Source organism: Paenibacillus monticola, from assembly GCF_009664975.1.
Lineage (GTDB): Bacteria > Bacillota > Bacilli > Paenibacillales > Paenibacillaceae > Paenibacillus_AQ > Paenibacillus_AQ monticola.
Genome location: NZ_WJXB01000024.1, coordinates 1 through 12,327, shown reverse-complemented (window position 1 = coordinate 12,327; position 12,327 = coordinate 1). Strand labels below are relative to the sequence as shown.

The following is a 12,327-nucleotide window of genomic DNA, read 5'->3' as shown; positions in this document are numbered from 1 at the left end:
CTTATTCTTCACTCCGTTCTTCATTAATGCTCTGCCCAGCCGGTAACCGGATGGTAACCTCGGCCCCAAGTCCAAATTCACTTTGTATTTCCATACTGCCCTTATGTGCTTGGATAATTCGCTGGCTGACCATCAGCCCAAGACCTGTTCCTGATTCTTTATTTGTAAAAAACGGCTCCCCCAGCTTAGGCAGCATATCTTCAGGAACTCCTTCTCCTTCGTCAGAAATCACAATGACTACGGAATTCTCAACTACATGCTGAGTCAGTGTAATGGTCCCACCTTCAGGCATGGCTTCAATAGCATTTTTGACGATATTAATAAATACTTGCTTTAACTGATTCTCTTCACAGTGGACAATTGCCGGATGCTCAGAGAATCTGGTATCGAACTCAATTCCGAACAAATGTGCTTGGCTGTCCAGTAGAGAAATTACATCACTCAGAATGTGCCGTACATCTTTTTGTTGAAAATGAACCGCTTGAGGTTTGGCTAAAATCAAAAATTCACTGACTATAAGATTAATTCGCTCCAGCTCGGACAACATTAGCTCAATATGAAGCGGTACGAGTACCTTCTTCTCCTGCTGAAGCTGGAGGAATCCCCTCAGTGTGGTCAGTGGATTGCGAATCTCATGAGCCACTCCTGCTGCAAGCTGGCCAACTGTGGTCAACTTCTCGGATCGTCTGAGCAACTCTTCCATCCGATTCCGCTCCGTCATATCACGGGAAACGTGAATGTACGATTGTGGATGACCTTCTTCATCGCGAATGATCGAAGTACTGACACTTACCTCGACCACCGAACCGTCCCGCTTAAGTCTTACCGTCTCTATTGGAGGCAGAGGGGTACCTTCTCTCAGCAATTGCAGCCGTGCCGTCTCTTGTCTGAGCGCAGTGGCTGGAACCAGATAGGGAGTTTTGCTCACCGCTGCCTGTGCTGCATTCCATCCATACAGCTCTTCAAAAGCTCTGTTCGTACTGAGGATCCGACCATCCATGTCGACAGTATGAATAGCATCCGATGTACCGTTAATTACTGACTCTAAATGCTCCTTAACCGCTCGGTTCTCTTCGAGCGTCTGTCCCAGACGATTCGTATGCTGCATGAGATGAAAGGTCATCGCATTTATGCGCAGTGCCAGTTGGCCCAGCTCATCCCGGCTGCTTACATCTAGTGGAGGCTCGAATTTACCTTTTGCTACATCATTTACTTTTCCAAGTATAGATTGAATCGGCCGCGTTACAATACCAGCCAATATATAACTACACAGAAAAAAGACTACAAGCAGCAGCAAAGAGGTAGTGATATTATTGAAGAGTTGATGTCTGATTACTGAAGAAATTACCGCGTAGTCCATAACAACGGTGATAACATAAGTGCTACCCTCCGGCTGGAAGATAGGTATGAAGCTCTTCAGTACTCTTTTCCCAAGTACCTCAGTATCTAACGTAACAGGTTCCTTCCTGTTCAGAGCCTGCATAACCGCGGCTTTATCCTGATCCACATTTCCGTAGATATAAGTACCATACTGAATCGGACGATTATGCAGCTTCACATTTATACTGTCGCTTCCATCAGACGCCATGCTTGCCGAACCAAATGTATCCGGATTAATCCCCGTGATTTCCAGGATGCCCGGGTTGACTTCTTTGGACTGTCGAACAATTTCGCTTGGACTCATGATTTTTACATAATCGCTGACCGCAGTGCTGCGGATATAAGGATCAATAATGTAATTGCTTCTTGGGTCATGATAATATCCCCATTTCTCGATGTAATCAGGTGTAGCTGATGAATACTCAAACGGTCCAGACCAAAAATTATCCAGAGCCTGACCTTGCTCAATCGTTACAACCTGGTCACGAAAAAGCTCTAAAAGGGCTATATACCAAAAACCCATGCCTTTTGTAGATAATCCGATTTCTTTGGAATCTGAGGACTTGGCCACTATAATATCATTATCAGTCTTGACTAGAAGCGAAATATTAGACACACCCAACTTAATGGAGAGAGCCTTGAGCTCGTTACTTCTAACATTCTTAATATCCGGATCAAGCTCATAGGAAGCAAGTATTGCAGCCATCCGCAGATTTTTGGCAATTTGAGCTTCGACATAATTAGAGCTGTAACTGCTTTGTTCTACAGCAACAGCAATCTGCATAGCGGTCATCTTCATGTTACTTACATTTTCGCTGCGCAAATTACTGCGAGCACTATACAGGTTCAATGTCAGGTTAAGTGCCAAAATAAGCAATACTGAGCCAAAGATAATAGCCGATAACTTTGTTTTTATAGACAAGCTTCTTATTCCCTTCTTACCCACTGGTAAAACCTAGCGGAGTTGTTCATAAATATCATACCTTTTGCCCCCTCATTTGAAAAGACATTTCAAAGAAGTATTACTCTTCAAGAAACATTGAAATTTAATAGCTCTTTCTCTACAATATATTAGGAAACCATCCACAAGTTATGCACATATAAACATTTTATTAAAAGGCGATGTGTACAAAATTGTGCATAAGTCGGCCGTTATCCACAGAGTTATACACAATTTGTTCAGAACGAATATTTGTTCGTTGTATAATAGAGCAGATCAGAAGGGAAGATGAGTTTGAGTAATTTGGAGAATGAAGCACTAGAGGATATGCAAGCCGTCCATGAATTTTGGATGAGGCAAGCGATTGCGGAGGCTCGCAAAGCTGAAGAGCTTGGAGAGGTCCCGATTGGGGCGGTTATTGTTCATCATGGTGAAGTCATCGGACGCGGATACAACCTGAGGGAGACCACGATGGACTCGACCGCTCATGCCGAGATGGTAGCCATCCGTGAAGCCAGCAAAGTCCTGAGTTCCTGGCGGCTGTTGGACTGCCAACTATACGTCACGCTGGAGCCTTGTCCAATGTGTGCGGGAGCTATTGTACAGTCCAGAGTACCACTTACTGTTTATGGCACTCCTGATCCTAAGGCCGGCTGTGCAGGGACCCTAATGAACCTATTAGAGGAACCACGATTTAATCACCGTACTGAAGTCATACAAGGAATTTTACAGGAGGAATGTGCGGAGCTGCTCACCACATTCTTTCGTCGTTTACGTCAAAAACCAGCTAACTAGCATCTTGGCTTCTGTAATATTCACTGAGGGGAGATCATACGTATGTCTTTAACTTTATACCAGACGTCACAAGGTATCTATATTTCTCCGCTTCAGCCGGAGGATGCAGAGAGTCTACTGGAACTCCGTCTGCAGAACCGGATTGCACACGCACCGTTTGAACCGAAGCGTGAGGAGGATTTCTATACGCTTAACTATCAACTCCAGCATATTAACCAACGTACCGAAGACGCCTTACAGGATCAGGCCTATATGTTTGGCATATTTTCACTGGACGGACAGCTGATTGGACAGATTACAATCTCCAATGTTGTAAGGGGCGTGGGGCAATTTGCCGATATGGGATATTTTCTAGATCATCAAATGCAAGGTAACGGATACATGACGGCAGCAGTTGGACTAGTATTGGGGTACGCATTCCGAGCCCTTGCCTTACATAGGGTACAGGCTGCCATTTTACTGCATAATGAGGCTTCACGACGGGTACTGGAAAAGAGCGGCTTTCAGGCTGAGGGAGTCGCCCGACGTTTCATCAAGATCAACGGACTGTGGCAGGATCACCAGACCTATGCCATTTTAGCAGAAGATATTCTGCAGGATGAATAGGGACATTACCTTACATCAGTGTATTGAAGCAACTAGACAGCAAACATCCCGCATGAGCGTATGACTACGCACATGCGGGATGTTGTCTTGTCTACAGATTAATACGTGCCCAAGCCACCAAATTGCTTCTGCAGCTCATCCAACGTAATTACAGCATCCCCTTCCGGGATACCTATCTTGAATTCAGCCTTTTCATTAATCTTGCTGTACTGACTGCTGCCAGTTAGTGATAAGCCTACCTTTGTGCTCGTATCCGGATCATTTACTTTAATGTCCATTAACAAATCTTGATACACAGGGAAACTATCCTTATTGATCGCTGTATTAAAATGAAAATCATTAATCGTTAGGTAGTTGCCAAGATCAGCGAGACCTTTATCGAGTTCCGTTCTTGCCGTACCTGACTGAAGTTCCTCTTTAGCCTTAGCCAAATCTGCAGCATCAATTTTCAGCATATCCTTATATTCGTCTTTACCTAGAATATCGATAATCTTCGGCAAAGCGTTGTTCATCATAATAGTGATAGCTTCTTTGATATTGTCATTAGTCACTTTGAACTGAATAACCTGCTTGGCCTCAACACCCTCTGGCAGATTCGCATCCTTAAGCTTGATTTCACTAAAATATTTCGTTTCATCGTATTCTGCCAACAGTGTGCTGATTACTTCGTTAGAAAGCTTTTGTGCTTTCTGAGTATCCAGGGTATCAGGGGTAAATTCAGTGCCCCCTTGCTCTGCCAGCTCTTTCAGGTCAAGCTCTACATATTTACCAACTATAGTCTCCGGAATTGGGAAGAACGGAATAGAAGGCACCTTGATGTAGATCTTCTCCTTAGTGATGACCATAGGTACAGTAAAGCTCATCGCCATATCGCCCTTCAGGTTTAAAACCATTGTTGCTTCAGTCTGCATCGGATCTGCCTGATACACGCTATCCACGGAGAGCTCTGCATTCTTGAGCATGCTTAGCACTTGTGTAGTCATAGCACTGGATTCATCGGTTGGAGCGTCAATGGTCAGATTATTGACCACTATTTTGCTCTTCATCTCATACGATGTCATTGTAGACACTTTAGTCGCAGCTGACTTCAATGCCTCCTTAGGTGCTTGTTCTTTGTTCCCACAAGCCGGCAATATTAATGCTGCTGTGAGCAGCATTGCGGCAGCGGATAACCCCCATTTTTTATTCATTATTGTTTTTCTCTCCCATGCAAATAATTTTTTCCCTCCTTAATAGTAACCCATTTGGCAAATTCAAGAAACAATTCTTAGAAAATCATTTCTTAACCCTGCGGATTATGATGGTCCACATGATTGGCCTGTTTGACCTTTTTGGAACCAGAAAGGGGTTCAGGTCCCTGCGGACCATGGTCCTTTCGGCGTTGTCCGCCAGACGGCTGCGCTCCAGAAACAGGCATACTCTTGGGCTTAGTCATTCTGTCTCCTCCTAATAGTTTTATGTGTATCTGCTTCTGTGCATTTGCTTAGTTTTGAGGAGTTAAACTCCTTTGAGTACGAACTATGGATTGGTTAGGCCCTGCAACGCTTGCGCACATTCATGAATCTGTCGTGTATATTGCTGTGCCAATAGCTGGACAGCATCGCTACGTTTGTCCGTGTGCCGCCCACTCTGTTCAACATCGACTAAATCCACTGCAACCTCTCTACTGTCTACATACGTACAGCGAAAATCAAGCGAATAAGCCTGACGTCCAGCTGCATTAAAATGGATAAGTAAGCTGTTTCGGTCGGCCTCATCACCCTGTACGATAAAACTGTCTCCATCCTCCAACAGAGCAGGCAATCGTTCCTGCCAGGCAGAGACAAGACTATGTTGATCCAGTTCCAATTGTCGATTCATTTTTACTACCAGCCTCCTTCCCTAATACATTGCGGAGAAAAGAGTCTTTTTATTCTCAACTGGGATTGGTTCGATAAAGAAACTATTCAGACTACATGATGGCAACATAACAAAGAAGCCGCCCCCAGAGGGAACGGCTTATATCTATAAAGGATTTAATTTTTAGGAATGGCGGAGAGGGTGGGATTCGAACCCACGTGAGCTTGCACTCTAACGGTTTTCAAGACCGCCCCGTTATGACCGCTTCGGTACCTCTCCATTGCATAAAAATTTCACATGCAAGAGGATTATACCATGCTCTACAAAGAATACGCAACTAAATATTATAAATTAGATTTAGATTGAATTGATTTCACATTACGCATATAAGGCTGCAGGCATTCTGGCACCAATATACTACCGTCTTCCTGCTGATAATTCTCCAGAATAGCGGCTACTGTTCGTCCCACAGCCAGTGCAGAACCATTCAACGTGTGTACGAATTCCGGTTTGCCTTTTGGTTCTTTACGGTAACGGATGTTTGCTCTGCGGGCCTGAAAATCCTCTGTGTTGGAGCAAGAAGAGATTTCACGGTACATTCCACTCTCAGGCAGCCATACCTCCAAATCATAGGTCTTAGCCGATGTGAAGCCCATATCCGCCGTACAGAGACCCAGCACTCGATAAGGCAATCCCAGGAGCTGTAGCACGCTCTCAGCATCTGCAGTCATCTTTTCCAGCTCCTCATAAGAGGATTCCGGTGTAGTGAGCTTTACCAACTCCACCTTGTTGAATTGATGCTGACGGATCAACCCACGGGTATCACGACCTGCTGAGCCTGCCTCAGAACGGAAACAGGAGCTGTAGGCAACATGATATTTAGGCAAATCTGCTGCCGTCAGAATTTCCTCACGGTAATAATTCGTTACCGGCACTTCAGCCGTAGGAATTAGATAATATTCCGTATCACGCAGCTTGAAAAGATCCTCTTCGAATTTTGGGAGTTGCCCTGTACCATACAAGCTGTCCTTGTTGACAATGTAAGGCGGCAGCATTTCCTCATAATTATGCTCTCCACTGTGAAGATCCATCATAAAGTTAATAAGCGCACGCTCAAGCCGTGCTCCCAATCCTTTATAGAAGGCAAAACGAGAACCTGTAACCTTGGCAGCGGCTTCAAAATCAATAATATCCAGCTGCTGTGCCAGCTCCCAGTGTGATTTTGGCGTAAAATTAAATACTCTCGGCTCTGACCAACGGCGTACTTCGACGTTGTCTTCCTCCGACTTGCCTTCTGGAACGGAATCATGCGGAATATTAGGAATGCTCATGGTTAGCTCGAAAATCTCGGCCTCCACCTCACGAACCTCATCATCCAGCTCTTTAATCTTGTCGGATACAGCTCGCATCTCCAAAATCAAATCATCTGCTGGTTCACCATTCTTCTTCTTCTTCGCAACTTCACCAGATACGGTGTTTCGTTGATTCTTAAGACCTTCGGTCTCCTGCAGAAGCTCACGGCGGCGTAAATCTAACCGTGGAAAATCCGAAATCAAATCCAGTGATTTTCCTCGCTTCAATAATGCTTGTTCCACCCGGGCGTAATCACTGCGCAATACTTTTACATCTAGCACAAAGTTTCCCTCCTGAAAACAGCCTAAACTCTTTCAAATTGCTGATTACAGCTTTGAAAGAGTCAGAATGTTCTTATATGCGGTTCTATTATTTCGCTGCTACGTTAGCCTCTACCATGTCGGCAAAGTATTGATGAAGTCTGTAATCATCCGTAAGCTCCGGGTGAAAAGAAGAGACGAGCAGGTTGCCCTGACGCGCGGTTACAATCTCATCATTATAGATGGTGAGCACATCGACCTCCGGACCCACCTCATTAATGAGCGGAGCCCGAATAAATACTGCCCGAACCGGTTCATCAATACCCAACACGTCCAAATCACATTCAAAGCTTTCCCGTTGGCGGCCAAAAGCATTCCGAGCCACGGTAATATCCATCAGCTCCAAATGTCCGGGTTCGCCACCGGCAATCCGCTTGGCTAGCACAATCATACCGGCACAGGTTCCAAAAATCGGTTTACCCTGACTTGAGAAATCACGAATCGCTTCAATAAAACCATATTTGCGCATGAGTTTACCGATAGTCGTACTTTCACCGCCAGGAATAATCAGGCCTTCTACCTCTTCCAGTTGCTCTACACGCTTGATAGGCAAACCTTCCGCTCCAGCCTTCTCTATACTGACGATATGCTCTGTTACAGCGCCTTGAAGCGCCAGCACTCCTATTTTCATTCTGAAACCCTCTCTCTATTAACGGCCACGCTCCGACATACGTTCAGCCGGGGTTAGAGTTGCAATATCAATCCCCTTCATAGGTGCACCAAGGTTCTTTGATACTTCAGCAATCAGTTTGTAATCCGTGAAGTGAGTAGTTGCCTCAACAATGGCACGTGCGAATTTCTCAGGATTGTCCGATTTAAAAATACCGGAACCAACGAATACGCCGTCTGCACCCAAATGCATCATCAAAGCAGCATCGGATGGAGTTGCTATGCCACCTGCGGCAAAATTAACTACTGGCAGCTTGCCAAGTACGTGAATTTCAAGCAACAATTCGTAAGAAACACCCAGGTTCTTGGCTTCATTATAAAGCTCATCCTTAGACATGTTTGTGACTCTGCGGATCTGGCTGTTAATAACGCGCATGTGGCGCACCGCTTCAACAATATTGCCAGTTCCCGGTTCACCCTTGGTACGGATCATGGATGCACCTTCGCTAATACGACGCAGGGCTTCTCCTAGATCTTTAGCTCCGCATACAAACGGAACAGTGAATTCATGTTTATTAATATGGAATACTTCATCTGCAGGAGTAAGAACTTCACTCTCATCTAAATAGTCAACACCAAGAGATTCCAAAACCTTTGCTTCTACATAATGACCGATACGCGACTTAGCCATCACGGGGATACTAACAACTTTAATGACCTCTTCTACAATTGTAGGATCGGCCATCCGTGCTACTCCACCAGCTGCGCGAATATCAGAAGGCACACGTTCCAGAGCCATAACGGCTACTGCACCCGCAGCCTCAGCAATTTTTGCTTGTTCTGCATTCATGACGTCCATAATGACGCCACCCTTTTGCATTTCTGCCATGCCTCTTTTAACTCGTGATGTTCCTGTTTCCATGTCAAAGCCTCCCGATTGATCTATCTTAATCTAACTTGTAATTTTACCGTAAGACGGCTAAATATACAACCCATTTACTCGGAATATCTATCTTTATCGACAATTGCTGCCCTTAAAACAGGTTTTTGATGCCTGAGAACAGATCGCCGAAAAATTCTCCTATAGCTCTAAGAAGCAACTTAAACCAACCAGCCTTTTCAGCTTCTTCAGCAGTAATTAGATTTACCGTCTTCTGCTGAGCTTGAGAGATGCCTTTAACTTGGTAGGAATATGTCACTTTACCTACTTTAGAGGATTGTGAGATAGGAGCTACCAGTGTTGCTGCATCATTTATTGCGACAGTGGTCTTAATTTGAGGAGAAACCGTTCCCTTTGGTACGATAAAAGTTACGCCTTCATCGGTAACTACGGAAACCTTTTTATTCTTTCCCTTCAATACTGGAACTGTTTCATTTCCAGCGATTACTGCCTTTGGTGCTATAACTTGCTTAACTTCAAAGTTATTAAAGCCAAAATCAAGTACTTTCTTCGTTTCCGTAAAACGATGGGCCTCTGAATTTGCACCCATTACAACACTGATAAGCCGCATTCCATCACGGACAGCTGTACCGGTGAAGCAGTTGCCAGCATTCGAGGTATGTCCTGTCTTTAAACCATCAAGACCAGGATAAGCATATGCCTTAAAGTTGGCAATATCTTTATTGGCTTCCAGCATCCAGTTGTAGTTAATCATCGGCTCTGTATCTCGTTCACGAAATTTATAGGATTGAATCGTCGTGAAATCCGTGAAATCAGGGTGGTCGGTGACGATAAATTTAGCGAGAAGTGCCGCATCCATTGCCGACATTACCGTTTCACGATCTTCTTCAGGGCGAAACTTTGCCGGCATATCGTCCCGGTCAAGCCCAGTGGAGTTAATGAAATACGCGCTCTTCATTCCCATCCTCTTGGCCGTTTGGTTCATCAATTCTGCGAATTGCTGCTCTGATCCGGATACAAGCTCTGCTAAAGCTACCGTAGCATCATTTGCAGATCCAACAGCCATGGCTATGTATAGATCCTTAACGCTATGTTCATCTCCCACGGCCAGAAAAATACGCGAACCAATCTGCTTAGAAGCATTTTCCTGCACAATTACTTTTTGATCCCAAGTGATCTGACCGTTCTTCACAGCATCAGCTACAAGATATTCCGTCATCATCTTGGTCATACTTGCCGGAGGAAGAGGAACATCTGCATTCAACGATAACAATACCTCACCTGTAGTCGGTTCAATCAACACCGCCGATTTTAAATTCAGACCAAGCGATTCTACAGAAGGAATCTTTACAGCAGTTGCTGCCGCTGTTGTAGTCTTGGTGCTTGTAGTACCCGTTTCCGTAGTTGCCGGAGTCTTTCCTGCCTCAGCCAGTGCCGGAGCTGTAGGAGAAATTAGCATATTTAAAAGTAGACCTACTGTCGCTGTCTTAATCACAAATTGCTTACCGTTAAATTGTCGCTTGTACTTCAATGATTACTACTCTCCTTTGAACCTCATATCAATTGCTTGTTCTATTCTAACACAGGGGTATCTGCAAAAAAAGACAGGCAGGACGAATTTAGCCCTGTCTGTCCGTAAAATAGTATTAATAGTCGATTATAAGGAATAGTTTGGTGCTTCTTTTGTAATTTGAACATCATGCGGATGACTCTCACGCAGTCCGGCTCCAGTGATCCGAATAAAGGAGGTATCATTCCGCAATTCTGACAGGTTCTTCGTTCCGCAATAGCCCATACCGGAACGCAAGCCACCGATTAGTTGGTGAACGGTGTCGGAAAGAGGCCCTTTGAAAGCTACACGACCTTCAATACCTTCAGGAACAAGCTTTTTGTCATCATCCTGAAAGTAACGATCCTTGCTGCCTTGTTTCATCGCACTCATACTGCCCATGCCACGATATACCTTGAACTTACGGCCTTGGTAAATCTCGGATTCCCCAGGGCTTTCCTCTGTTCCCGCGAATAGACTACCCATCATGACCGCATGCGCTCCGGCAGAAATAGCTTTTGTTATCTCTCCTGAGTACTTAATACCCCCATCAGCGATGACCGGAATTCCATACTCACGAGCAACGGAAGCACAGTCATAAATCGCGGTAACCTGTGGCACACCAATTCCGGCGATAACGCGCGTTGTACAGATAGAACCCGGCCCGATTCCCACTTTAACAACCGAAGCCCCTGCTTCAATCAGCTCTCGGGTCGCTTCGCCAGTGGCAACATTGCCGGCAATGATTGTCAAATCAGGATACAAGCTGCGCAGCTTACGAACTGCATCAATAATATTAATATGATGACCGTGTGCAGAATCGACACTGATCAGATCCACACCAGCATTGACCAAGGCTTCCGTACGTTCGTACGTATCCTTAGAAATCCCGATAGCCGCACCCACAAGCAGTCGCCCTTGGGCGTCCTTGGCTCCGTTAGGAAACTGGATAGCCTTCTCAATATCTTTTATGGTAATAAGTCCTTTAAGAATATTATTCTCATCGACCAAAGGTAACTTCTCGATCTTATGACGCTGTAATATTCCTTCTGCCTCTTGCAGTGTCGTACCTACAGAAGCAGTAACGAGATTCTCATGCGTCATTACTTCTTTTATTTGAATATTATAGTCATGAATAAACCGTAGATCCCGATTTGTTAAAATACCTACCAGTTTATTGCCTTCATCTACAATAGGGACTCCAGAAATCCGATATTTACCCATTAAATGTTCAGCATCGGATACCCAGTGCTCAGGTGTAAGAGAAAAAGGATTAGTAATAACTCCGCTCTCAGAGCGCTTCACACGGTCCACCTCTTCTGCTTGCTGCTCTATGGACATATTCTTATGAATAATACCAATGCCACCTTCACGAGCAATAGCAATTGCCATAGCGGCTTCTGTTACGGTATCCATACTCGCACTCATAAGTGGAATATTCAGCTTCACATTCTTACTCAGTACAGTGGACAAGTCCACTTCCTTCGGCAACACTACAGATTTACGCGGCACCAGTAATACATCATCAAACGTTAATCCCTCTTTACCAAACTTATCTTCCCACACCTGGGTCATTCCTCCTCAATAGTATTGATTCTACCCGCTCACAAACTTTATGAAAGAAGAAAACTCGATTCAAGTCCATTCACGACAGACAAAAGTGCAAACTTGAAAGTTGTATATCTTCCTATCCTCGATTCAGGTTTGAGATGCTTGTCCAAAAATATATTATTGCCATCTTAGCAAAGGGTTTTTGGACTGTCAAGAACATTACATCATTAGAGTAGGTATTCAGATAAGCAAGCTCTAGTAAGCGAATTCTTGGACGAAAGTCCTTCTCCAGTGGACACTATCTGCAATATATTCCATTATTTATTATTACTCTATTAGAGGATTTACAACTCATTGATACAACAAAAAACCACCGTTGAAAGATCAACAGTGGTCTTCAGTGCTTGGCAACGTCCTACTCTCCCAGGACCCTTCGGTCCAAGTACCATCGGCGCTGGAGGGCTTAACGGTCGTGTTCGGGATG

11 protein-coding genes, 1 tRNA gene and 1 rRNA gene are annotated in these 12,327 nt (G+C 44.6%); 2 read left to right on the top strand and 11 right to left on the bottom strand.

From position 1 onward, the window contains the following. Position 1: 1 nt before the first annotated feature. The gene (locus GJB61_RS30600; protein WP_154122798.1) at positions 2-2,302 is read right to left on the bottom strand and encodes a sensor histidine kinase; all 2,301 of its coding nucleotides are present in this window, start codon (positions 2,300-2,302) and stop codon (positions 2-4) included. Positions 2,303-2,608: 306 nt separating this feature from the next. On the opposite strand from GJB61_RS30600, the gene tadA reads away from it, so the two are divergent. Together tadA and GJB61_RS30590 are read left to right on the top strand one after the other, a co-directional pair. Continuing rightward, a complete protein-coding gene (gene tadA, locus GJB61_RS30595) occupies positions 2,609-3,115 on the top strand; it encodes a tRNA adenosine(34) deaminase TadA (RefSeq protein WP_154122797.1) in 507 nt (168 codons plus the stop codon). A gap of 42 nt (positions 3,116-3,157) precedes the next feature. After that, the gene (locus tag GJB61_RS30590; RefSeq protein ID WP_154122796.1) at positions 3,158-3,721 is read left to right on the top strand and encodes a GNAT family N-acetyltransferase; all 564 of its coding nucleotides are present in this window, start codon (positions 3,158-3,160) and stop codon (positions 3,719-3,721) included. A 98-nt stretch (positions 3,722-3,819) separates the two neighbouring features. On the opposite strand, the gene GJB61_RS30585 is transcribed toward GJB61_RS30590, so the two are convergent. The 10 genes from GJB61_RS30585 to rrf form a co-directional block, all read right to left on the bottom strand. Next, positions 3,820-4,911 carry a hypothetical protein gene (locus tag GJB61_RS30585; protein ID WP_154122795.1) on the bottom strand — a complete coding sequence of 364 codons (1,092 nt, stop codon included), beginning with the start codon at positions 4,909-4,911 and terminating at the stop codon, positions 3,820-3,822. Between the two features lie 92 nt (positions 4,912-5,003). Continuing rightward, positions 5,004-5,156, bottom strand: a complete 153-nt coding sequence (locus GJB61_RS30580) for a small acid-soluble spore protein P (protein ID WP_154122794.1) — start codon at positions 5,154-5,156, stop codon at positions 5,004-5,006. Positions 5,157-5,239: 83 nt separating this feature from the next. Beyond that, positions 5,240-5,581: a hypothetical protein gene (locus GJB61_RS30575; protein WP_154122793.1), complete on the bottom strand. Its 342-nt coding sequence runs from the start codon at positions 5,579-5,581 to the stop codon at positions 5,240-5,242. 169 nt (positions 5,582-5,750) lie between these two features. Next, positions 5,751-5,839, bottom strand: a tRNA-Ser gene (locus GJB61_RS30570). A gap of 65 nt (positions 5,840-5,904) precedes the next feature. Further along, the gene (gene serS / locus GJB61_RS30565) at positions 5,905-7,194 is read right to left on the bottom strand and encodes a serine--tRNA ligase (RefSeq protein ID WP_338116204.1); all 1,290 of its coding nucleotides are present in this window, start codon (positions 7,192-7,194) and stop codon (positions 5,905-5,907) included. A gap of 88 nt (positions 7,195-7,282) precedes the next feature. After that, positions 7,283-7,864, bottom strand: coding sequence for a pyridoxal 5'-phosphate synthase glutaminase subunit PdxT (gene pdxT, locus GJB61_RS30560; RefSeq protein WP_154122792.1), 582 nt, complete (start codon positions 7,862-7,864; stop codon positions 7,283-7,285). An 18-nt stretch (positions 7,865-7,882) separates the two neighbouring features. Then, positions 7,883-8,764 carry a pyridoxal 5'-phosphate synthase lyase subunit PdxS gene (pdxS, locus tag GJB61_RS30555; RefSeq protein WP_154122791.1) on the bottom strand — a complete coding sequence of 294 codons (882 nt, stop codon included), beginning with the start codon at positions 8,762-8,764 and terminating at the stop codon, positions 7,883-7,885. A gap of 112 nt (positions 8,765-8,876) precedes the next feature. Continuing rightward, a complete protein-coding gene (locus tag GJB61_RS30550; protein ID WP_154122790.1) occupies positions 8,877-10,274 on the bottom strand; it encodes a D-alanyl-D-alanine carboxypeptidase family protein in 1,398 nt (465 codons plus the stop codon). A 126-nt stretch (positions 10,275-10,400) separates the two neighbouring features. After that, entirely contained in the window at positions 10,401-11,858 is a 1,458-nt protein-coding gene (gene guaB / locus GJB61_RS30545; protein ID WP_338116209.1) for an IMP dehydrogenase, read from the bottom strand. Between the two features lie 387 nt (positions 11,859-12,245). Continuing rightward, a 5S ribosomal RNA gene (rrf, locus tag GJB61_RS30540) occupies positions 12,246-12,327 on the bottom strand; the annotation flags it as partial.

Coding starts and splice junctions, on each gene's coding strand:
- GJB61_RS30575 (WP_154122793.1), bottom strand. CDS start 5,581: ATGAATCGACAATTGGAACTGGATCAACATAGTCTTGTCTCTGCCTGG.
- pdxT (WP_154122792.1), bottom strand. CDS start 7,864: ATGAAAATAGGAGTGCTGGCGCTTCAAGGCGCTGTAACAGAGCATATC.
- GJB61_RS30585 (WP_154122795.1), bottom strand. CDS start 4,911: ATGAATAAAAAATGGGGGTTATCCGCTGCCGCAATGCTGCTCACAGCA.
- GJB61_RS30580 (WP_154122794.1), bottom strand. CDS start 5,156: ATGACTAAGCCCAAGAGTATGCCTGTTTCTGGAGCGCAGCCGTCTGGC.
- GJB61_RS30590 (WP_154122796.1), top strand. CDS start 3,158: ATGTCTTTAACTTTATACCAGACGTCACAAGGTATCTATATTTCTCCG.
- pdxS (WP_154122791.1), bottom strand. CDS start 8,764: ATGGAAACAGGAACATCACGAGTTAAAAGAGGCATGGCAGAAATGCAA.
- tadA (WP_154122797.1), top strand. CDS start 2,609: ATGAGTTTGAGTAATTTGGAGAATGAAGCACTAGAGGATATGCAAGCC.